The organism is Streptosporangium sp. DT93, assembly GCF_049844535.1.
Classification (GTDB): Bacteria; Actinomycetota; Actinomycetes; order Streptosporangiales; family Streptosporangiaceae; genus Streptosporangium.
In genome coordinates this window covers 328,342-350,462 of record NZ_JBNCLF010000007.1, presented here as the reverse complement: position 1 = coordinate 350,462, position 22,121 = coordinate 328,342, and the positions used below count along the sequence as shown (strand labels likewise).

Here is a 22,121-nt window from a genome sequence, read left to right as displayed (position 1 = left end):
TCGCGGCCGGTGACATACCGGCTCGGCATCGGGTTCCTGGGCATTTCATAACGACGTATTTGGTAGCCCTTGCTGGCTTATAGGGTGCTTTCATGCCCGGTTTGCCGTTCCGTGAAAAGGGGTCCATCGTGAGGCTCTTCCGCCGGGTGACGGCACTCTCCGCGGCGCTGGCCGTCGCGGCGGCACTCGGCCCGGCCGCCCACGCGGCGGGCGCGGGCGCCCCGAAGAAGGTCAGGACGATCGTCTCGCTCACCTTCGACGACGGCGACTCCACCCACCCGGCCGTGGCCCGCATGCTGGAGAAATATGGCATGCGTGGAACGTTCTACGTCAACACCGACACCGTCGGCGGCGAGGAGAAGCTGACCCGGCGCGGTCTGGCGGCGATCGCCAAGGCGGGTCACGAGATCGGCGGGCACACCCTGACCCACGTCCGCCTCACCGAGCTGGCCCGCGGCGAGCAGGAGCCGCAGATCTGCGACGACCGCAGGAAACTCGTCTCCTGGGGGTATCGGCCCGTCACCCTCGCCTACCCGTTCGGCGCGGTCGACTCCGACGCCATGGCGGTGGCGCGGCGGTGCGGCTACGACGCGGCCCGCGGGGTCGGCGGGCTCAGGGAGTGGTCCTGCCCCACCTGCCCGGGGGCCGAGTCCTTCCGCCCGAAGAACCGCTACGATATCCGCACGCCGGGCTCGGTCCGCGAGGACACCCTGCTGCGGCACATGAGGCAGCAGGTCCTCAACGCCGAGAGGACCGGCGGCCTGCTGCCGCTGGTGTTCCATCGGGTCTGCGACGACTGCGGCCTCTACTCGGTCACTCCCCGGCGCCTGAACGACTTCCTCGGCTGGCTGAAGGACCGCAGGTCGCGCGGGACCGTGGTGAAACCCCTCAAGGACGCGATCGGCGCCCGCCACCGCCCCCTGCCCCCGGCGGACGATCCCGCGACCGCCCAGGGCTGAGCGCCGCGCGATCCCGCCGCCGTCCCCGCTCGCGCCGGTCCTCGGCGCGACCCATCCGCGAGGGCTCACGGGCCGGTCCCCACCGCGACACACCCGCGGAGGCTCACAGGCCAGTCCCCACCGGGACACACCCGCGGGGGCTCACAGGCCGGTTCTCACCGTGACACACCCGCGCGGGCCGGTCCTCACCGCGAGCCGCCCGTGAGCCCCCGCAGCCGGCGGGCGGCGCGGCCGAGCAGGGAACGCTGCCGGGCCCGGTGCAGGGCGGCCGCCTCCAGGCGGCGCTGCTCGGCCTTCTCCTTCCACCGGTCGGTGTCACGGCGGCCCTTGGCGGCGGCGGCCCGCAGCTCCCTGACCTCCGCCCTGAGGGCGGCGATCTGGCTCCGGGCGCGCTCGGTCTCCCGCGCTCTCGCCTCGGCCGTCGCCCGCCAGCGCGCCGCCTCCCGGTTGCGGTCGGTGCTCCAGGAGGGGTACGCGCGCGCCGCCGGGAGCAGCCGCCAGGACTCGGCGTCCAGCCAGGTCACCCCGTACAGCTCGGCGATCACGTCGTCGAGCTGCTCGCCCTCGCGGGCCACCCGCAGCGCCCTGGCGACGGCGGCGGTCCGCTCCAGCCGGGCGGCCAGAACACCCGTCTCGTCCTCGTCCAGCGCCACCAGCAGCAGGCCCTCGCCGCCCTTCTCGGCCCGCCGGGTCAGCATGTCCAGCGACTCCGCCCCCGGAACCCACCCGGCCGGGCAGACGAAGCGGAACGGCGCGGGCGCCGAGGTCGCGGGGACGCGCCCGGCGAAGGAGACGCGGCCGTCGTGGGCGTACTGGCCGTGCAGCAGCCGCAGGTCGAGCAGGGGGTCGTCCAGCGGCGGGGGGCGCTCGCCCCCCAGCGCCTCCCACGGGCCGGTCACCGTGACGCGCACGTCGGGCAGGGTGCCGGCCAGCGTCCCGTCCACGCTCGCCCTGACGTCCTCGAACCGCGCCCCGCCCCCGGCGTCCACCACGACGTCGATGTAGGGGACCAGCCACTGCCGCCCGGAGTCGGTGCGCAGGGTGCGCCGGTAGGGGATCCGGTCGGCGATGAACGGCTCGTTGTGCCGCCGGACCTCGACGGGCCTGCGCATGGCCGTCGTCGTTCCCAGGTGCCAGCTCAGCGCCCGCGTCTCCGGGACGAACACCGCGCCCGCCTGGGTCAGCCGGTACCCCAGCTCGGTGTCCTCGCCGAGCACCAGCGAGGTGTCCATCCCGCCCGCCTCGCGCAGCAGGGCGGCGGGCAGCGAGACCGTCGCTCCCACGTGCACGCGGTGCAGCAGGGCGGAGGGCGCGTCGCGGAAGCCCCGGTGGCCGGCGACGAGCTCGTCGATCCAGCCGTGCCCGTGGTCGGGGTCCTCCTCGAAGAGGGCGCCGGCCCGCTCCTCGGAGACGGCGGCCCGCACCTCGGCGGGGGTGGGCGGGGTGCCGCCGGCGGCGGTGAAGCGCAGCGTGCCCGTCACCACCAGGTAGTCCGCCAGGTGGTGCCAGCGCAGGTGCGTCTCGACGTGCTCGCGGTAGGCGACGATGTCGGCGTCCATCCGGTGGATCACCTCGCCGCGGGCGGCGGCCGTGCCGGTCTCCAGCGCCCAGGCGATGCCCCGGCGGCCGGGCGCGGTGCCGACGATCCGGGTCCGCTCGGGGGCGATCTCGGGCAGCCGCAGCGGGGGCGCGCTGCCGTCGTCCACGACGATCACCTCGAGGAGGTGCGACGGGTAGGTCTGGGCGGCGAGCGCGGCCAGCGTGAGATCGAGCCTGTCCTGCCGTCCCCGGGCGGGGATGACCACGCTCACGGTCAGGTGCGGCTCCCACGCGCCGGCGTCGGGAGGGGAGAGCACCCCGTAGTCGTTGCCCGGCACGCGCGGCACGCCCGCACCCGGCGATGCGCCCGGGCTGCCCGTAGCGGGCGGTGCGTCCGAGGTGCCCGGAGCGGGCGGTGCGCCCGGGGTGCCCGGATCCAGTGGCGTGCCCGAGACGTCGGGATCGGGTGGCGTGCCCGGGACGCCGGGGTCCTGGGGCGCGTTCACGGTGCCTCCGCCGGGAGTTCCATCAGCGCGCTGGGCCGGAAACCCCGCCACTGGCGCTTGTTGCGCCGCAGGAACGTGCCGATCGGCTCGCGCCAGGTGTGGTTCGCGACATTGCCGCGCCGCAGGATGTACCCCAGCCCCTGGGTGCGGTAGATCTGCCCGCCCGCGGCCTGGACGGCGTGCTGGAACTGGGCGTCGATCGTCCCGGGCAGGGGGCGGAAACCGCCCACGGCCTCGAAGGCGGAACGTTCGGAGAAGATGGTCCCTCCGGCGATGAAGTTGGTGATCTGCTCGGTGACCTGCTCGCGGTGGACGGTCACCCCGATCGAGGCGAGGTGGACGAACTCCGGCACCATGCCCACGACCTGGGCGCCCGAGTAGGAGTGGGCCAGCAGCAGGTCGGAGACGAAGTCGGGGCCGTACCAGTCGTCGTCGTCCATCTTCAGCAGGAACGACCCCGACGCCCTGGCCGCGGCCTGGTTCAGCACGGTCCCGAAGACGGTGCCGGCGTCCGGCTCGAACACGGTCACCGGATGCCCGAAGGAGGCCAGCGCCCCGGCCACGCCCGGGTGTCCCGGGGAGAAGCCGTGCAGGGCCAGGATCACCTCGAAGGTGACGCCGCGCTGCCTGGCGAGCTGCTCCAGGGCGAAGCCCACCATCTCCGGGCGGCGGGTGGCGAGCAGCACCGAGACCGGGGCCGGTGGCCGTACCGGGGCGCCGAGCTGTTCCCAGCGGGCCCGGACGCCGTGCACGCGCAACGCCTCCCGGCGCAGCCGGACGCTGTGCTCCTCGCGTTCCAGGTCGTCCTTGAGGCCCGGCTCGCCGGCCGAGGTGATCAGCCCGGTCAGCCCGGCGCCCAGGGCGCCCGCCCAGTGCGGCACGGTCTCGCAGACCAGCGGCACCCCGGCCGCGGCCAGCCCGGTCACGACCCGCAGCGCGGCCACCGGCCCGGTGTGGGCGCGCCGCCAGTCCACCCGCACCCCCCTGACCTGCCGGATCCGGTCGACGTCCACGTCGGTGACGCGGCCGGAGGCGTCGAAGGCGGTGAGGGTCCGATCCTCGCAGACGATCGCCCAGCGGCCGGAGCGGACGGACAGGTCGGCCATGCCGAGGGAGGGCACGGTGACGAAACCCATCGGGTTGACCGAGCGGTCGTCGACCGGCGGGATGGTCCGGGGCTCCGACAGGTCGCCGAGCCCGCTCCGCGCGATCGCGCCCCCGCCGGGCCGGCCGAGCCGCTCCCAGCTCATCAGGCCGGCCTCGGGGCGGTCGCCGGGTACCGGGTCGCCGTCCCAGTCCGGCGGCTCCTGCCCGACCGCGCGCACCACCAGGTCGGCCCCGCGCGCGCCGAACCTGCCGGGGACCGGCCCGGCCAGGGGGGAGGGGGCCGCGTTCGGGTCGCCGGGGCGCCAGTGGGCCGCCCCGGGACCGGCCAGGGCGGCGACGGGCGCGGCCACCGCGTCCATCCGGTGCCCGGCGAACGCCCTGGCGGTCGCGGCGAGCACGCGCCCGGCGGGGACGGGCTTGGAGAACACGGCCTCGACCACCCAGGCCGGTTTCCGCGGCTGGTGGACGCGCAGCTCGACGAGCGCGCGCCAGCGGTGGGCGGGGGTCGGGGAGAGCACCGGCGCGGTGTACCAGTGCGGCGTCTCCCGTACGGCCACGACGACCCGGGGCGCCGTGGCCAGCAGCGACTGCAGGCTCGCGGCCCTGCGGACGTCGGTCGGCGTCCGGGCGAGGACCAGGATCTCCGCGGCGCCCTCCTCGGCGCGGGGCAGGCTCTCGACGTCGCCGTCGAGGTCCATCGTCCCGTACTCCTCCAGCTCACCCGGTGTCTCGAAGCCCACCCGGTAGACCAGGACGCGCCGCCCGCCGTTCCGTTCCCGGGCGGCACGGACGAGATCGATCAGCGGTGACATCAGCCGGTCTTCCCCCGCCCGCCGGCCGTCCCGCGCCCGGCCGTCGAGATGATCCTGCCCAGCGGGCCGCGGCGCCGCTCGTCCTGCCGGCGGCCGGCCTCCGCGCGGAGCCGGTCGGTCTCGGCGCGCGCCTTCTTCAGCTCGCCCTCCAGGCGTCGTGCCTCGCTCTTCCAGCGGGTCGCGTCGGCCCGCCACTTCGCGGTGTCCCCGGCGACGGGCTCGGCCTCCGCGACGGTCGTCACACCGAACTCGGCGGCGCCCACCCAGAGCGACCCGAACAGCTCGTGAACGATGTCGTCGATCGTGTCGGTGTCGCCGAGGTCGCCGAGGTCGCCGAGGTCGCCGAGGTCGCCGGGGTCGCCGGGCACGCCGGCCACCAGGGCCGCCCTGGCGAAGGCGGCGGTGCGTTCGAACCTGGCCGCGCCGACCCCGGCGGGACCCTCGTCGAGCGCCACGCTCAGCAGGCCGTACCCCTCGCTCTCGGCGAGGGCGACCAGCTCGGTCAGGGTGGCGGGGCCGAGCGCCCAGCCGGCGGGGACGGTGAGGCGGAACGGCGCGGGCGCCGAGCGGGCGGGTGTCTCCTCGGTGAAGGAGACGCGCGGCTCGTGGGCGTACAGGTTGCGCACCAGGCGCAGGTCGAGCAGCGGCTCGTCCAGGGAGGGATGACGCCCGGCCGGGAGCTCCGGCCAGGGACCGACCACGGTGACGGCGACGTCGGCCAGGGTGCCCGCGAGCGCCGCGTCCACGCACCCCCGCACGTCCTCGTAGCGGGCGCCCCGAGCGTCGACGATCACGTGCACGTACGGCACCAGCCAGGTCCTGCGCGGATGGGTCCGCAGCCAGCGCAGGTCCGGGATGAGGTCGGGCAGCACCGACCAGTTGTGCCGGTGCACCTCCTTCTCCCTGACCATGACCGTGGACGGGCCCAGGTGCCAGGCCCGCGCCCGCGCGTCGGGGACGAAGACCGCGCCCGCCTGCGCGAGGCGGAACCCGAGGTCGGTGTCCTCACCCATGTTCAGCGCGGTGTTCACGCCCCCCACCGAGCGCAGCAACGCCGCCGGGACCGACGTGCTGGCCCCCGAGTGGAGCCGGTACGCGCCGGTGCCGGCGTCCCGCAGCCACCGGGTCTCCTCCAGCACACCCGCCCGCCACGCGTGCGGCGACGAGTCGTCGAACAGCTTCTCCGCGTCCCCCGCCGCCACGGCCTCGAAGACCTCCCCGGCGGACGGCCAGTCCCCCTCGGGGGTGAAGCGGACGTCGCCCATCACGACGGCGTAGGGGGCGACGTGGTGCCAGCGCATGTGCGCCTCCACGTGCTCCCGGTCCAGGACCATGTCGGAGTCGACCCAGTGCAGGACGTCGCCCGCCGCGGCGGCGGCACCGGTCTGGCGGGCCCAGCCCCGTCCCCAGCGGCCCTCGGGGACCCGGACGGAGCGGGTGGCGGCCGGGGCGAGGGCGGGAACCTGGAGCGGCGGGTCGCTGCCGTCGTCGGCGACGACCACCTCCATCAGGTGCGCGGGGTAGGTCTGCGCGGCCAGGGCGGCGAGCGTGCGCTCCAGGGCCTCCTGGCAGTCGTGCGCCGGGATCACCACGCTCACCCTGAGCCAGGGCTCCCAGGCGCCGATCTCGGGCGGGAGCAGCGATCCGTAGTCGTTCTGCCCGACCCTGGCACGGGGGACGGCGGGACGGCCGTCCGGGGCGGCCACGGGAGCAGAGCCGTTCCCCTGGCCGGTCACGGAGGCAGGGCTGCCTTCCTGGCCGGTCACGGGGGTCGGGTGACCCTCCTGACCCGTCACGGAGGCAGGGCTGCCTTCCTGGCCGGTCACGGGGGTCGGGTGACCCTCCGGGCCGGTCACGGGGGTCGGGGGACCCTCGTGGCCGGTCACGGCGGCGGGGTGACCCTCCGGGCCGGCTCCGACGGCCGGGCGGTCGTCGGGGCCGGTCACGCTCCCCCCTCCGAGGGCCCGCGCGAGGCCTCCACGGCGGCCGGGTGCGCGAGCAGGTCGCGGACGGTCTCCTCGATCTGGCGGCGTCCCGGCGCGAAGGTCAGCCGGTCCTCGCCGAGGGAGACCAGGATCGCCCGCAGATCCTCGTCCCGTTTGCTCTCGTGCTCTCCGAGCAGTGCCGTGATCTCGTCCAGCCGCCGGTCCAGCCGCTCCGCGACCGTCATGACCGTGGCCATCTCCGCTTCGTGGCGCTTGACCCGGGCGTCGATGCGCAGGGCCTTGCCGTCGACCCTGCGGACGGCCGCGATCATCAGGAACTGGACGGCGAGGACCGTCGCCAGGCCGCCGAGTACGACGGCCCCGGTGGCCGAGACGATCCCGGTGCTCGCGAGCCGTGTCAGCGCGATCACGACCGGCAGGCCGATGATCACCGCCAGAAGCGCCAGTTTTCGGGGCGTGGGCATCCGCGCTTACCTTCCGTGCCGCTTTGTATTTTCTGGTGCTACCTATCGTTAAGGGGGGATAAGCGAGGCTATCTGGCTTTCAATAGCCGATATGACGATAAGTAAAAAATTCAGAGGTTGCTGTGACCTGCGTGACAGCTGTGAAGTGACCCGTGCGGCGTAGGGGGAGGACGGCCGGGGACGCCCCGGACACCCCGGACACCCCGGACACCCCGGACACCGGAGGCATCGGGGAGACCGGGAACGCTCGCCCATGCCCCGTGCGGAGTGGGGCGAGAAGGGATCTTCCGGGCTCGCTATCCTTCGCTCGTGCCTGCGCCGCCGCCCTCCCTCGCTCCCTCCGCCGCCCCCTCGGTGCCCGCGACACCGGCGGGCTTCCTGCGTCCCGCCGACGGGGAGACCGCCGAGTTGTCCTGGGACGGCCGGCGCTGGCTGGCGGCCGGAGAGCCGATCGGTGACCACCCCGACGGCCCCGACGTCCTCGACGTCCTCGACGGCCCCGGCCATCCCGATCGCCCTGATCGCACCGTCACCGCCGTCACCGTCGACGCCGCCGATGTCGCGCGTCTGCGCCCGCTGCGCGGGCTGGCCGTGCGCTGGCCCACCTCCCGGGTGCCGTCCGGGGTGGTGACCGCGCTGGCCGCGGCCGGGGTGCCGCTGTACGCCGAGACCTCGCCCGGCTGGGCGGACCCCGTCCTGGCCCGCCTGCTCGCCGCCTGGACGCCCGAGCAGGACACCGGCGGCCCCCGGTCGGTGACCGCGCTGCGCAGGGAGGAGCAGAGCGTGCGGCTGCGCCGTCACGGACTGCGCGACCACGCCGGAGCCGGTGGGCCCTCGGCGGCGGAACCCGAGGTCAGCGTCGTCATGGCCAGCAGGAGACCGCACCTGCTGGGATTCGCGCTCGGCCAGATCGCCCGGCAGCGCCGGGTCCGGGTCGAGGTGCTGCTCGGCCTGCACGGCGTACCCGCCGACGACGAGCGCGTACGGCGGGCGGTGGGCGAGTGCGGCCTGCCCGTCACGGTGGTCGAGGCGTCGCGGGAGATCCCCTTCGGGCAGGTGCTCAACCTGGCCGCCTCCCGGGCCGGCGGCGACCACCTGGCCAAGTGGGACGACGACGACTGGTACGGCCCCGAGCACCTGGCCGACCTGCTCCTGGCCCGCTCCTACAGCGGGGCGGAGATCGTGGGCACCGCCGCCGAGTTCTTCCACCTGGAGCCGCTGAACGCCACGATCCGCCGTACCGACTACAGCAGCGAGGTCTGGTCCGAGCACGTCGCCGGAGGCACGATCCTGATCCGCAGGGACGACCTCGCCGACCTGGGAGGCTTCCCCCCGCTGCCCAGGGCGGTCGACGCCGGGCTGCTCAAGGCCGCGCACGCCGCGGGGGCGCGCGCCTACCGCACCCACGGCCTGGGCTACGTCCTGCGCCGCACGATCGAGGCCGAGCACACCTGGCGGCTCCCCCTCGCCCATTTCCTGCGCGTCGCGTCGAACCAGTGGCGCGGCTTCCGCCCGAGCCTGATCCTGGAAACGCCATGACAGCACGGATCGCCGGCAACGACTACCGCTCCCTCACGCTCCCCGGCCCGGGGGACTGGACGCCGTCGCTCCGGGTCAGCGTGGTCGTTCCCGCCCACGGCGACCAGGAGAAACTCGACCTGGCGCTGGCGGGCCTGGCCGTGCAGAGCTACCCGGCCGACCTGACCGAGGTCGTCGTGGTCGACAACGGCAGCGAACCGCCGCTGCGCCTGCCGGACCTCCGCCCGCCCGGGACGCGACTGATCGTCTGTCCCGTGCCGGGCCGGGCCCACGCCCGCAACGCCGGGCTGTCGGCCGCCACCGGAGACGTGATCCACTGGCTGGACTCCGACGTGGTCCTCGACCGGGGGTCGGTCGAGGCGCACATGCGCTGGCACCACGCCGCCCCGTACCTGGTGGTCACCGGATACCTGCGCTTCACCCCGGCCGCGTTGCCCACGCCCGAGACGGTGGCCGCCACCGCCGACCTGGCGACGATCTTCGAACCGGCCGAGCCGCACGCCTGGCTGGTCGATCTCGTCGAGCGGACCGACGGTCTCACCGCCAACCCGCACCGCGCCTTCAGCCTGCACGTCGGCGGCGCGACCTCGGTCAACGCCGCGCTGCTGGCCTCCACCGGGCCGATGGACACCGACCTGATCCTCGGCCAGGACACCGAGATGGGTTACCGGCTGGCCCAGGCCGGGGCGGTCTTCGTCCCCGAACCGCGCTCGCGCGCCTTCCACCTGGGCCCGACCATGCGCATGCGCGACAAGGCCCCGATCGACCGGGTCAGCCACGCCTTCGTGGCCGACCGCATCCCGTCCTACCGCTGGCTCCGCTCGCATCCGTCCAGGCAGTGGAAGGTGCCGTACGTCGAGGTGGTCGTCGAGCCCGCGACCCGGCCGGGACCGGCGACGGCATCGGGGACGGAGCCGGGAGTGCGAGCCCGGTCGGAACCGGGCGACCACGTGCGGGGGGCAGAACCGGGGGGTCATGCGCACGAGACGGGGCCGGGCGGCCACGGGCAGGACATGAGGCCGGGCGGTCATGGCTACGGCTACGACGAGGTGCGCGCGACCGTCGACGCCGTGCTCGCGGGCACCGTGCCCGACGTGACGGTCACCCTGACCGGGCCGTGGGGGCGCGTCGGCGCCGAGGGGCGGGCACCCCTGAGGGACCCCGACCTGGATCTGGTGCTGATCCGCGGCCACTACGCCCACGAGCCCCGGGTCCGCTTCGTCGACGACTCCACCGGCCCGGGTTCCTCCGGTTCCACCGACGACTCCACCGGCTCCTGTTCCTCCGGTGCCACCCGCGACTCCTCCGGCTTCGCCCACGACCCCTCCGGCGTCGGCTCCGGTCCCGGCCCGGATTTCGCCGCCTCCGACCCCAGCCCTGCCTCCGGCTCGGATTTCGCCGTCCCGGACTCGGGCCTTGTCCCCGGCTCCGCCGCGGGGCCGGTCCCGTTCCGGCTCAGGCTGCCCGCCGGGTGGGTGCCGGGGGAGGACACCCTGGCGCGCCTGCTCGACCTGGCTCAGGACGAGGGATACGGCCTGGTCTCGGTGCTGCTGGCCGAGGGGGACGGGGAGGACGGGAGCCCTGCCGGGACCGGAGGCGCCACGGATCTCGGGACCGTCCGCGAGGCGCCGCCGGCGATCGTCACGGCGCGTCTGGAACGGGTCGCCGCCTTCGCCCGCGCCGCGATCGTGCGGGAGGAGGGCGAGGATCTCGACGACGCCGTGGAGGACACCTTCGGCGTGATCTGGGTGGACGGCGAGAGCCACGGGTTCGCGTACGGACCCCGTCCCGTCGCGGGCCGTCGCGGCGCCTACCGGGCCAGGACCGAGGCCGAGGCCGAGGTGGCCCGCCTCACCAGGGAGGCCGAGCGGCTCAGGGGCCAGGTGACCAAGTGGCGCGACGAGGCGGGCCGCTGGCGCAGGAACACGGTCGAGCTGAGACGCGAGGTCGGCACCCTGCGCAAGGACCTGGCCGCCGCCAGGAAGGTCGTCCAGTACGGGTTGCTGTCCACGGTGAGACGGGCCATCACCCGCCGCCGTTGACCTGGCGGCGGGACGCTGAGGCCCGTCTCCCCGGGGTGCGTGGAAGGGCCGGGCGGAGGGGTGAGGTCCGGCCGGGGTCGCGCGCAGGGCCGTGGCCGGCCTCCGGCGGGGACCTGGGTCGGTTTCGCGGGGACGTGGGTCAGTTTCTCAGGGCGGTGCGCAGCTTGCCCAGAAGGGAGAGGCGCCCCTGCCGGGGCCGGGCCGGGTTCTTGGGCGAGCCCGACGCCTGCGACGAAGCCTGCGACGAGGGCTGGGCATGCGACGGAGTCTGGGCCGAAGGCGGGACGCCGGCGGGACCAGGGGCCGTGTCCCGCCCGGCGAAGGACGCTTCTGTCCCGGATGCTCCGGTCCTGGACGTTCCCGCCCCGGGCACCCCGACCCCGGACACCCCGACCCCGGACTTCTCGACCCCGGACGCCTGCGGCCCGGACGATCCCCTCCCGGAGGGAACCGGCACCCCGGCGCGACCGGGTGATCCACCGGAGGCGGGTGCGCGAGGGGCCTTGACCGGCCAGAACTCCGTCCGGTCGCCCCGGCGTACACCGTGGGTGGCCTCGATCGACGCGGCGACGGCGTCGGCGCCGTCGGCGCCGAGCAGCCTCGCCCGGCCCAGCGCCTCGGTCCGGTCCAGTGCCGCCACGCCCGCGCCGCCGAGATCGACGACGAGCCTGCCCGACCGGTCCTTCTGCATGCGGGCGATCATCCGCTCCAGCGAGTCCCGTCCCAGCGGGACCGAGGCCGGACCGGTGTAGCGGAACGGGATCGGGGCGGGGGTGGGGGAGACCTCGTCGGCGAACCGCACCCGCTCGTCGTGCGCGAAGTGCTCGCGCAGCAGCCGCAGGTCGAGCAGGGGGTCGTCCAGCACCGGCCGCCGGTCCCCCGCCAGCCGCGACCAGGGCGCCGTCAGGGTGACGACCACGTCGCCGAGCGACCCGTCGAGCGCAGCGCCCACCGCCTCGCGGACCTGCGCGGCGGGCCCGTCGGCGGCGATCACCACCTCCACGTACGGGACCAGCCAGTGACGCCCCCGGTCCTTGCGCAGGTCCCGGCGGAGCGGCACCCGGTGGGCCAGGTAGGGCGCCACCAGCCGCACCGCCCGGTCGCGATCCTTGCGCTGGGCGGGAAGTCCCAGGTGGACGGCCTGGGCGGCCATGTCGGGGATGAACACCACCCCGTGCGCCGCCAGCCGGTAGGCGAACTCGGTGTCCTCGCCCCTCAGCACCGCGGGATCCAGCCCGCCCACGGCCTCGAAGGTCTCCCGTCGCATCGACACCGTCGGCCCGGTGCACACGTGGTAGGGGTTCCGGCTGGCCCTCAGGCCGTCGGTACGGGAGATCGTCTGCTCGGTGGAGCTGGGCAGCGCCCCCGTCAGGTCGAGGACCGAGCCCAGCGAACCCGCGCGCACGCCCTCGTGGACCCCGGCGGCCGTCAGGACCGGCTCCTCGACGAACCTCTTCGCGCCGATGGCGACGAGGTATCCGGCCAGGTGGTGCCAGCGGGCCAGTGCCTCGATGTGCTCGCGGCAGACGACCATGTCGGCGTCCAGGCGCTGGAGGATCCGCCCCCGCGCGAGGGCGGCGCCGGTGTTGACCGCGTGGGCGATGCCCCACCCCGACGGGCCGGCGCGCACGATCCTGGTGTCCGAGGGGGCGATCTCCGGCAGCCGCAGCGGCGGCTCGCTGCCGTCGTCGACCACGATCACCTCCATCAGGTGATCCGGATACGTCTGCGCGGCCAGTGCGGCGAGGACCAGATCGAGCCTGTGCTGCCCGCCCCGAGCCGGGATGATCACGCTCACCGGCAGCTCGGGGTCCCAGTCGCCCAGTGCGGGCGGGACCAGTGGCGAGTAGTCGTTGTGCCGGATCGGCGGCAGATCGGCCGCCCCGCCCCTCATGATGTGACAACCCCTCGTCCGCTCGGAATGCCGTGTTCCACGATCGGTCAAGCCCCCGTCAAGGCCCGTCGAACCCCGCAGACCCTACCGGCCCATTCTGAGGAGTTCCTGTAGGACAGGACGCGCGAGGTGTCCATCTGGTGGACGACGGATCCCGGAACCGGGCGGGTTGCCCGTAGACTCCGTTCTCAACACCGCAGGTGGCGCGCCCGGACCGGCCGGGCGCAGGAGGAGTGATCATGACCAGGGCGTGGCGTGGCCTCATCGAGGAGTACCGTGACCGGCTGCCGGTCACCGCGACGACGCCCGTCGTCACGCTCCTGGAGGGCGGAACACCGCTCGTCCCGGCCAACCGGGTGTCGGCGCTGACCGGCTGCGAGGTCTACCTGAAGGTCGAGGGTCTCAACCCGACCGGCAGTTTCAAGGACCGCGGCATGACCATGGCCATCAGCAAGGCCGTGGAGGAGGGCGCGAAGGCCGTTATCTGCGCCTCCACCGGCAACACCAGCGCCTCCGCCGCGGCCTACGCGGTCCGCGCGGGCCTGACCTGTGCCGTGCTGGTGCCCCGGGGCAAGATCGCGATGGGCAAGCTGGCCCAGGCGCTGGTGCACGGGGCGAAGCTGCTCCAGGTCGAGGGCTCCTTCGACGACTGCCTGGAGATGACCAGGAAGCTCTCGGACAGCTACCCGATCGCGCTGGTCAACTCGGTGAACCCGTTCCGGCTCCAGGGGCAGAAGACCGCCGCCTTCGAGATCGTCGACACGCTCGGGGACGCCCCCGACATCCACTGCATCCCGGTCGGCAACGCCGGCAACATCTCGGCGTACTGGATGGGCTACACCGAGTACGCCAGGGACGGTGTCGCGGCCCGGACGCCCCGCATGTTCGGCTTCCAGGCCAGCGGCGCGGCGCCGATCGTCGGCGGCGCGCCGGTGACCCACCCGCACACGATCGCCACCGCGATCCGCATCGGCAACCCCGCCTCCTGGGGTCTCGCCGAGGCCGCCAGGGACGAGTCCGGCGGCGTCATCCAGGCCGTCACCGACCGCCAGATCGCCGCCGCGTACAAGCTCCTCGCGCAGGAGGAGGGCGTGTTCGTCGAGCTGGCCTCCGCCGCCAGCGTGGCGGGCCTGCTCCAGGCGCACGGGCAGGGGCTGGTCGAGCCCGGGCAGCGCATCGTGTGCACGGTGACCGGAAACGGTCTCAAGGACCCCGACTGGGCCATCTCCGGCGCTCCGACCCCGGTGACGATCCCGATCGACGCGCACGCCGCGGCCACCGCCCTCGAACTGGCCTAGTGATCACCTGACGACGGCCCGGCGACGGGTCTGACGAGGGCCCGGCGACGGTCCGGCGATTCCGGCGCGCCCGGATCGCCTTTCCGGCACGTCCGGATCCGCCGCGCGGAGGCCGTCGCTCCGTCGCGCGACACCGCGCGACGGGACCGGTCCGGGCACCGGACGCGGCAGCAGACACCCCGCCCAGCGGGGCGAGAGGAGAGACGACGTGTCCGCCATGGCCACACCGAGGGGCCACCGTGCCCCGGGACCCCGATGACCGGCGGCAGGGTGGTCGTCCAGGTCCCCGCGACGTCGGCCAACCTCGGTCCGGGCTTCGACACGCTGGGGCTCGCCCTCGGCCTGTACGACGAGGTCGAGGCCGAGCTGTTCGAGCCCTCCGGGGAGCCCGGCTCCCGTGGCGTCGTCATCGAGGTCGAGGGGGAGGGGGCGGGTGAGCTCGACGGCGGGGAGGGGCATCTCATCGTCACGACGATGCGTGCCGCCTTCGACAGGATGGGGTTCCCGCAGCCGCGCGGCATCCGGCTGCGCTGCCTCAACCGCATCCCGCACGCCCGCGGTCTCGGATCCTCCTCGGCGGCGATCTGCGCCGGGATCCTCGCGGCCCGCGCGCTGGCGACCCCCGGCCCCACCGGGGAGACCGGGCTCACCGACGACGCGGTCTTCGCGCTGGCCACCGAGATCGAGGGCCACCCCGACAACGTGGCGCCCTGCCTGGCCGGAGGGCTCACCGTGGCGTGGACGGACGGCGCGGGCGTGCCGCACCTGGTGCGGCTGCTCCCGCACCCCGACGTCCACCCGGTCGTCCTGATCCCCGCGTTCCGGCTCTCCACCGAGGTCGCCCGGGGGCTGCTGCCCAAGGACGTCCCGCACGCCGACGCCGCCGCGAACGCCGGGAGGGCCGCCCTGCTGATCGCCGCGCTGACCGCCAGGCCGGAGCCGGAACTGCTGCTGGCCGCCACCGAGGACCGGCTCCACCAGGGATACCGCGCGCCCGCGATGCCGCACACGGCCGATCTGGTACGCCGGCTGCGCGAGGCCGGCGTCGCCGCGGTCGTCTCGGGAGCAGGTCCCACGGTTCTTGCGTTTTCGACGCCCCATACGCAGGATTCGATAGTGGCGGAAGTGGGTAATGACTGGCACATCCAGCCACTGGATGTCGAAACCCGGGGTGCCCGCGTTGTTTCTCCCGAGACACGCTGACGTCTCTTCGACCTTCAGGGAATAGCTCTGTGCGCTGGTGATGTTAGGCTGATAGCCGCACCAGGTGCCCCGCGTTGGGTGCGTGCTTGTCAGCCACACATCGCTGCACCATGTCTCACCTGTGAGGCGTGAGCGCCGCAGTGGCCTCCCCGAAATCCGCCGCCTCCGAACGCTCCACATTCGGTGGGGGCACCGAGAAGCGGCGTTTTCGGGGACATGCGCGTTCGATCTACCTCGACATCTGGTTGCCGGTAGCAATCCGGGGGGTGTCCTCCAAGTCCCACCGTCGGCGATTCTCGATGGTGACGGCCTGGGTACGCCCTTCTCCGACAGTGGCGGCGGTCCTCCATGGGCCGCCGAGGATCGCGACGTGCAACCCGACCCGGTCTGTCCCACCGGGTCGATGGCACCACCGGGACGATTGGCTGATCATGGCCACGCCCGACCCCTGGGAAGGACCCATTAGTGAGCGACACCACCGAACTCCTCTCCGACGTCACCGGCACGCCGCCGGCGGCCGGTGACACCCCCACCCGCCCCGCGGCCAAGCCGCGCCGTCGCTCCGGCACCGGCCTGTCCGCCATGGTGCTGCCCGAGCTGCAGGCCATGGCCTCCGGCCTCGGCATCAGCGGGACGGGCCGGATGCGCAAGAGCCAGCTGATCGCGGCCATCCAGGAGAAGCAGGGCGTCTCCACCGAGAGCGCCCAGGCTCCCGTCACCGTCACGGAGACCCCGGCCGCGGCCGTCCCCGCCGTCGTGGCCGCACCGGTCACCGAGCGGCCGGCGCGCACCCGCAGGGAACGTTCCCGTCCCGCCGTGGCCGCCGAGCCCGTCGTGGAGCAGGCGCCCCCCACCCCCGAGCCCGTGGCCGCCGCCGTCGTCGCGCCCGAGCCCGTCGTGGAGCAGCAGACCATCGACACCACCCCCGCCGAGGGCCGTGGCGAGCGCGGCGAGAGCCGTCGCGAGCGCGGCGAGCGTCGTGGCCGCAACGGTGAGCGTGGCGAGCGGGCGAACGACCGCCGGGAGCGCGGCGACCGGGGCGACCAGCGCGCCGCCGACGCCGGCCAGAACCGCTCCGAGCGCTCCGAGCGCCCGAACGACCGTGCCGAGCGCCTGAACGACCGTCCCGAGCGCGGCGACCGTGCCGAGCGCCTGAACGACCGTCCCGAGCGCGGCGACCGTGCCGAGCGCCTGAACGACCGTCCCGAGCGCGGCGAGCGCTCCGAGCGCCTGAACGACCGTGGCGACCGTGCCGAGCGCCTGAACGACCGCGGCGACCGTGCCGACCGCTCCGAGCGTGGCGACCGCGGCCCGCAGAACCGCGGTCCCCAGGACCGCAGCGACCAGCACGGAGTGGGCGACGACGACGACCGCCGTGGCCGTCGCGGCCGGTTCCGCGAGCGCAACCGCCGTGGCCGTGACCGCTTCGACAGCAACGAGCCCGTGGTCGGCGACGACGACGTCCTGATCCCGATCGCCGGGATCCTCGACATCCTCGACAACTACGCGTTCGTCAGGACCAGCGGATACCTGCCCGGCTCCAACGACGTCTACGTCTCGCTGGCCCAGATCCGCCGCAACGGCCTGCGCAAGGGTGACGTGGTCACCGGCGCCGTCCGCCAGCCCCGCGACGGTGAGCGCCGCGAGAAGTTCAACGCGCTGGTCCGCCTCGACACGGTCAACGGCATGGACCCGGAGCAGGCCCGTCAGCGGCCCGACTTCAACAAGCTCGTCCCGCTCTACCCGCAGGAGCGCCTGCGCATGGAGACCGAGCCGAACATCCTGACGACCCGCATCATCGACATGGTGGCGCCGATCGGCAAGGGCCAGCGCGGTCTCATCGTCTCCCCGCCCAAGGCGGGCAAGACGATGGTGCTCCAGTCGATCGCCAACGCGATCACCCGCAACAACCCCGAGTGCCACCTGATGGTCGTCCTGGTGGACGAGCGTCCGGAAGAGGTCACCGACATGCAGCGGTCGGTGAAGGGCGAGGTCATCCACTCGACCTTCGACCGTCCGGCCGAGGACCACACCACGGTCGCCGAGCTGGCGATCGAGCGGGCCAAGCGCCTGGTGGAGCTGGGCCACGACGTGGTCGTGCTGCTGGACTCGATCACCCGTCTGGGCCGTGCCTACAACCTGGCGGCCCCCGCCTCGGGCCGCATCCTGTCCGGTGGTGTCGACTCCACCGCGCTCTACCCGCCGAAGCGCTTCTTCGGCGCCGCCCGCAACATCGAGAACGGCGGCTCGCTGACGATCATGGCCACCGCGCTGGTCGAGACCGGCTCGAAGATGGACGAGGTCATCTTCGAGGAGTTCAAGGGCACGGGAAACCTGGAGCTCAAGCTCAACCGCTCCCTCGCCGACAAGCGGATCTTCCCCGCGGTGGACGTCGACGCGTCCAGCACCCGTAAGGAGGAGATCCTGATGGGCAAGGACGAGCTCCAGATCATCTGGAAGCTCCGCCGGGTGCTTCACGCCCTGGACATGCAGCAGGCCCTCGAACTTCTCCTGGAGAAGATGAGGGAGACCAAGTCCAACGCGGAGTTCCTCCTGCAGGTGCAGAAGACGACGGTCAGCTCCGAGCGGGACTGATCGCCCGAGATCGACCCGGACGCCCCGGCCTCACCAGGCCGGGGCGTTCGGCGTCTCCGAAGACCTCTGGGCCGCTTCGACCGTCGCGAGCGTCTCGGGGTGGGACTTGCCGCTCGAAGTGGTGCGAACGCCCCTGGGTCACGCACGACCGAGCCGTTCGGCCTCTCCGCGTGCCGCTGGGTGTCTCCGGGGGGACGTATCGCCCGAGGGGGTATGAACGCCCTCGCCCACGTGAGACCGGGGTGTCCGGCGTTCCCAAAGCCCTTGTCCGGCCACGCACTTCGGGATATCCCTACTTCAGGACGGCTTTTCACATCGCACGCCCCGGTCGGGGACGGACCGCCCCGTACGGAGCGGCAGGTGGGCGCGGACGGTGATCGGGGCCCGCCGGGACGGGCGGCCCGCGGGCGGCCGTGTCCCGGCCCGCCGGGGCGGCCCGCGCGGACGGGGAGCGGGGACGGGGAGCGGGGACGGGAGAGGCTCATGACGGCCGAGACGGTGACGGGTACCCCCGTGGTCGGGGTGCCGCTCCGGCGGCGCGTGCCACTCGGGCCGGACGGTCCCCTCGGCACGCTGCTCGACCCGATGACCTGGCGGGCCGTTCCGTACCTGCTGGTGAGCATGCTCCACGGCCTGGCCTGCTCTGCCTTCCTGGCGTCGGCCGTCCCGTTCTCGCTGCTCCTGGTGATCGTCTGGATCGGCCTGCCGCTGCTCGCCCTGACCATGCTGGCCTGGCGGTGGGCGGCGATGCTGGAGCGGCGGTTCCTCCGGATGGCCTTCGGCGTCGACATCCCCGACCCCTACCGGCCCTCCGAGGGCGACAACCTGTTCCTGCGCTGGAAGGACATGTTCGTCGACCCCGCGACCTGGAAGGACCTGCTCTACCTGCTGTTGCTGCTGCCGATCGGGGTCGGGGAGTTCACCGTCTCGGTGATCCTGTGGACCCTCGGACTGGCCCTGACGGCCGCCCCGCTGCCGTTGATGCTGGCCGGGGAGCCGATGAACCCCTTCGACGGGCTGGTGCTCGACACCGTGCCGGAGGCGCTGCTGTGCATGATCACCGGCGCGAGTTTCCTGCTGGCCGCCCTGTACGCGACCCGGGGGATGGCCTGGCTGCACGGCCTGCTGGGGGTCGCCCTGCTGGGCGCGAGCGAGAAGAGCCGCCTGGCCGCCCGAGCCGCGCACCTGCGGGCCAGCCGGGCACGCGGGGTCGAGGCCGCCGAGGCCGAACGGCGCCGGATCGAGCGCGACCTGCACGACGGCGCCCAGCAGCGGCTGCTGTCGGTGGCCATGGACCTGGGGCGGGCCCAGGCCAAGCTGGACTCGGCCCCCGAGGAGGCCCGGGAGCTCCTGGCCCAGGCGCACCGGGGCACCAAGGCCGCGATCGCCGAGCTGCGCGACCTCGCGCGGGGCATCCACCCGGCGATCCTCACCGACCGCGGCCTGAACGCCGCCCTGTCGTCGCTGGCCTCCCGCGCCCCGGTACGGGTGGATCTGTCGGTGCAGATCTCCCACCGCCCGCCGCCCGCGGTGGAGAGCATCGCCTACTTCGTGGTCGCCGAGTGCCTGACGAACCTGGCCAGGCACTCCGAGGCGACCGAGGCGTTCATCCGGGTCAGCCGCCGGGGGCAGCGGGTGATCGTCGAGGTCTGCGACGACGGGGTCGGCGCCGCGGTGCCCCGGCCGGGGGGCGGCCTGTGCGGTCTGGCCGACCGGGCGGCGACCATCGACGGCACCCTGAGCGTGGACAGCCCGCTCGGCGGCCCTACGAGAATCAGGGCCGAGCTGCCCTGCGAGTGGTGAGGGCCGGGACACGTGCGAGTGGTGATCGCCGAGGACTCGGTGCTGTTGCGCGAGGGGCCGGCCGGGTTGCCGGCGGACGGGGCCGTCGAGCGAGAATCAGGGCCGAGCTGCCCTGCGAGTGGTGAGGATCGGGACACGTGCGAGTGGTGATCGCCGAGGACTCGGTGCTGTTGCGCGAAGGGCTGGCCCGGTTGCTGGCGGACGGGGGCATCGAGACCGTCGGGGTGGCGGGCGACGGCCCCGGCCTGGTCACGGCGGTCCGCGAGCATGATCCGGACCTGGTCGTCGTGGACGTGCGGATGCCGCCGACCCACACCGACGAGGGGCTGCGCGCCGCGCTGGAGGCACGGTCGGTACGGCCCGGCCTGCCGATCCTCGTCCTGTCGCAGTACGTCGAGGAGCAGTACGCCACCGAGCTGATCGGCGGGGGCGGCGCCGCGGTCGGGTACCTGCTCAAGGAGCGGATAGCCGACGTGACCGAGTTCCTCGACGCGGTGCGCCGGGTGGCGGCGGGGGGGACGGTCATCGACCCCGAGGTCATCGGGCAGTTGCTGAGCGGCCGTCGCAGGGGCGACCCGCTGGAGTCGCTGACCGCCAGGGAGGGCGAGGTCCTGGCGCTCATGGCCGAGGGGCGCTCCAACACCGCGGTGGCCGGGCGGCTGATGGTCACCGAGGGCGCCGTGGAGAAGCACATCTCCAGCATCTTCGGCAAACTGGGGCTGGGACCCGCCACCGACGATCACCGCCGGGTCCTGGCCGTCCTGGCCTACCTCAGGCGATGACGTCCCGGACGGGGGCGGGGCGGGAGCGGCACCGGTATCCGGCCGGGAGCCCCAGGTGACCGTGCCCGGGGAATGTCTTGTGGCCTGGGATGGTTGCAGGATCTGGCACACTGGTATCCGAACCGTAGTGGTTCCGGTTCCCGCCCGCGCGCACCCCCGTGTGCCAAGCGCGCAAGCCTCACAGGCGAGAGACAGTGGCGACCCGGCGACCGCGCTTTGGAGAGGAAAGACGACATGAAGCCCGACATCCACCCGGAGTACAACGCCACCCAGGTGACGTGTACCTGCGGTAACTCCTTCACCACCCGTAGCACCGCCAAGAACGGCTCGATTCACGCCGACGTGTGCTCCGCCTGCCACCCGTTCTACACGGGCAAGCAGAAGATCCTGGACACCGGCGGCCGGGTGGCGCGCTTCGAGAAGCGCTTCGGCAAGAAGCCCTCGAGCCAGCCCTCGGGCGAGACCTCGGGCGAGTAGCCCTCATCCCGACGCCGGCCCGGAACGGCCCCCCACGGGGGCCCGGGTCGGCGTTCGTGGTGATGAGGCACGGCACACGAGGGTTTCAAGGAAGGACGCACGGTGAATCTCGACGAGCTGCTCAGTGAGTACGCCGAGCTGGAACTCAAGCTCGCCGATCCCTCCGTGCACGCCGACCAGAAGCAGGCGCGTACCTTCGGCCGGCGCTACGCCGAGCTGACCCCGATCATCGGCGCCTACCGGGAGCTTGAGGGCGTGCTGTCCGACCTCGGGACGGCGAAGGAGCTGGGGGCCGAGGACGAGGCGTTCGCCCAGGAGGCCAAGGAGCTCGAGGCCCGCGTTCCCGTCCTTGAGGAGAAGCTCCGCCACCTGCTCGTGCCCCGCGATCCCAACGATGACAAGGACATCATCATGGAGATCAAGGCGGGCGAGGGCGGCGAGGAGTCGGCCCTGTTCGCCGGGGACCTCCTGCGGATGTACCTGCGCTACGCCGAGCGGATCGGCTGGAAGACCGAGCTGATCGACGCCACCCACTCCGACCTGGGCGGCTACAAGGACGTCACGGTCGCCCTGAAGGCCAGGGGCGACGAGGGCGTCTGGTCGCGCCTGAAGTTCGAGGGCGGGGTGCACCGCGTCCAGCGGGTGCCGGTCACCGAGTCGCAGGGACGCATCCACACCAGCGCCGCGGGCGTGCTCGTCTACCCCGAGGCCGAGGACGTCGACGTCCAGATCGACCCGAACGACCTGCGCATCGACGTCTACCGCTCCAGCGGCCCGGGAGGGCAGAGCGTCAACACCACCGACTCGGCCGTGCGGATCACGCACGTCCCGACCGGTGTCGTCGCCTCCTGCCAGAACGAGAAGAGCCAGCTCCAGAACAAGGAGTCGGCCATGCGCATCCTGCGGGCCCGCCTGCAGGCCATCGCCGAGGAGGAGGCCAACGCCGCCGCCATGGCCGAGCGCAAGTCCCAGATCCGCACGGTCGACCGCTCCGAGCGCATCCGCACCTACAACTTCCCCGAGAACCGGATCTCCGACCACCGTGTCGGCTTCAAGGCCTACAACCTCGACCAGGTGCTCGACGGAGACCTTTCGGCCGTCATCCAGTCCCTGCTCGACGCCGAGATGGCGGAGAAGCTCGCCGCCCATTCATAG

15 protein-coding genes are annotated in these 22,121 nt (G+C 73.5%); 10 read left to right on the top strand and 5 right to left on the bottom strand.

Annotation, left to right across the window (positions count from 1 at the left end):
- Positions 1 to 128: 128 nt before the first annotated feature.
- A complete protein-coding gene (locus ACLQ2R_RS18565) occupies positions 129 to 959 on the top strand; it encodes a polysaccharide deacetylase family protein (RefSeq protein ID WP_425961115.1) in 831 nt (276 codons plus the stop codon).
- A 185-nt stretch (positions 960 to 1,144) separates the two neighbouring features.
- On the opposite strand, the gene ACLQ2R_RS18560 is transcribed toward ACLQ2R_RS18565, so the two are convergent.
- From ACLQ2R_RS18560 to ACLQ2R_RS18545, 4 genes are all read right to left on the bottom strand, one after another.
- On the bottom strand, positions 1,145 to 3,004 hold the full coding sequence (locus ACLQ2R_RS18560) for a glycosyltransferase (RefSeq protein ID WP_425961114.1): 1,860 nt from the start codon (positions 3,002 to 3,004) through the stop codon (positions 1,145 to 1,147).
- Positions 3,001 to 4,923: a glycosyltransferase gene (locus ACLQ2R_RS18555; RefSeq protein WP_425961113.1), complete on the bottom strand. Its 1,923-nt coding sequence runs from the start codon at positions 4,921 to 4,923 to the stop codon at positions 3,001 to 3,003. Before ACLQ2R_RS18555 ends, ACLQ2R_RS18560 begins: the two co-directional genes overlap by 4 nt.
- The gene (locus ACLQ2R_RS18550) at positions 4,923 to 6,689 is read right to left on the bottom strand and encodes a glycosyltransferase (protein WP_425961111.1); all 1,767 of its coding nucleotides are present in this window, start codon (positions 6,687 to 6,689) and stop codon (positions 4,923 to 4,925) included. Before ACLQ2R_RS18550 ends, ACLQ2R_RS18555 begins: the two co-directional genes overlap by 1 nt.
- Before the next feature lie 176 nt (positions 6,690 to 6,865).
- The gene (locus ACLQ2R_RS18545; protein ID WP_425961110.1) at positions 6,866 to 7,333 is read right to left on the bottom strand and encodes a hypothetical protein; all 468 of its coding nucleotides are present in this window, start codon (positions 7,331 to 7,333) and stop codon (positions 6,866 to 6,868) included.
- Positions 7,334 to 7,642: 309 nt separating this feature from the next.
- Between ACLQ2R_RS18545 and ACLQ2R_RS18540 the strand changes: the two genes are divergently transcribed.
- Together ACLQ2R_RS18540 and ACLQ2R_RS18535 are read left to right on the top strand one after the other, a co-directional pair.
- On the top strand, positions 7,643 to 8,872 hold the full coding sequence (locus ACLQ2R_RS18540; RefSeq protein ID WP_425961109.1) for a glycosyltransferase family 2 protein: 1,230 nt from the start codon (positions 7,643 to 7,645) through the stop codon (positions 8,870 to 8,872).
- The gene (locus ACLQ2R_RS18535) at positions 8,869 to 10,914 is read left to right on the top strand and encodes a glycosyltransferase (protein ID WP_425961108.1); all 2,046 of its coding nucleotides are present in this window, start codon (positions 8,869 to 8,871) and stop codon (positions 10,912 to 10,914) included. Before ACLQ2R_RS18540 ends, ACLQ2R_RS18535 begins: the two co-directional genes overlap by 4 nt.
- 139 nt (positions 10,915 to 11,053) lie before the next feature.
- Here ACLQ2R_RS18535 and ACLQ2R_RS18530 read toward each other — a convergent pair whose 3' ends face one another.
- Complete coding sequence (locus ACLQ2R_RS18530) at positions 11,054 to 12,808, bottom strand: glycosyltransferase (RefSeq protein WP_425961107.1); 1,755 nt, start codon at positions 12,806 to 12,808, stop codon at positions 11,054 to 11,056.
- Positions 12,809 to 13,047: 239 nt separating this feature from the next.
- Here ACLQ2R_RS18530 and thrC point away from each other — a divergent pair, with 239 nt between their 5' ends.
- The 7 genes from thrC to prfA all read left to right on the top strand — a co-directional run bounded on the left by thrC (position 13,048) and on the right by prfA (position 22,121).
- Positions 13,048 to 14,106, top strand: coding sequence for a threonine synthase (thrC, locus tag ACLQ2R_RS18525; RefSeq protein WP_425961106.1), 1,059 nt, complete (start codon positions 13,048 to 13,050; stop codon positions 14,104 to 14,106).
- Between the two features lie 255 nt (positions 14,107 to 14,361).
- Positions 14,362 to 15,309: a homoserine kinase gene (thrB, locus tag ACLQ2R_RS18520; protein ID WP_425961104.1), complete on the top strand. Its 948-nt coding sequence runs from the start codon at positions 14,362 to 14,364 to the stop codon at positions 15,307 to 15,309.
- A gap of 465 nt (positions 15,310 to 15,774) precedes the next feature.
- A complete protein-coding gene (gene rho / locus ACLQ2R_RS18515; RefSeq protein WP_425961102.1) occupies positions 15,775 to 17,904 on the top strand; it encodes a transcription termination factor Rho in 2,130 nt (709 codons plus the stop codon).
- Positions 17,905 to 18,387: 483 nt separating this feature from the next.
- On the top strand, positions 18,388 to 19,707 hold the full coding sequence (locus ACLQ2R_RS18510; protein ID WP_425961100.1) for a sensor histidine kinase: 1,320 nt from the start codon (positions 18,388 to 18,390) through the stop codon (positions 19,705 to 19,707).
- A 137-nt stretch (positions 19,708 to 19,844) separates the two neighbouring features.
- Positions 19,845 to 20,489 (top strand): response regulator, encoded by a 645-nt coding sequence (locus ACLQ2R_RS18505; RefSeq protein WP_425961099.1) that lies wholly within the window; start codon positions 19,845 to 19,847, stop codon positions 20,487 to 20,489.
- Between the two features lie 234 nt (positions 20,490 to 20,723).
- Positions 20,724 to 20,966: a 50S ribosomal protein L31 gene (gene rpmE / locus ACLQ2R_RS18500; RefSeq protein WP_386235540.1), complete on the top strand. Its 243-nt coding sequence runs from the start codon at positions 20,724 to 20,726 to the stop codon at positions 20,964 to 20,966.
- 102 nt (positions 20,967 to 21,068) lie between these two features.
- Entirely contained in the window at positions 21,069 to 22,121 is a 1,053-nt protein-coding gene (gene prfA / locus ACLQ2R_RS18495) for a peptide chain release factor 1 (RefSeq protein WP_425961098.1), read from the top strand.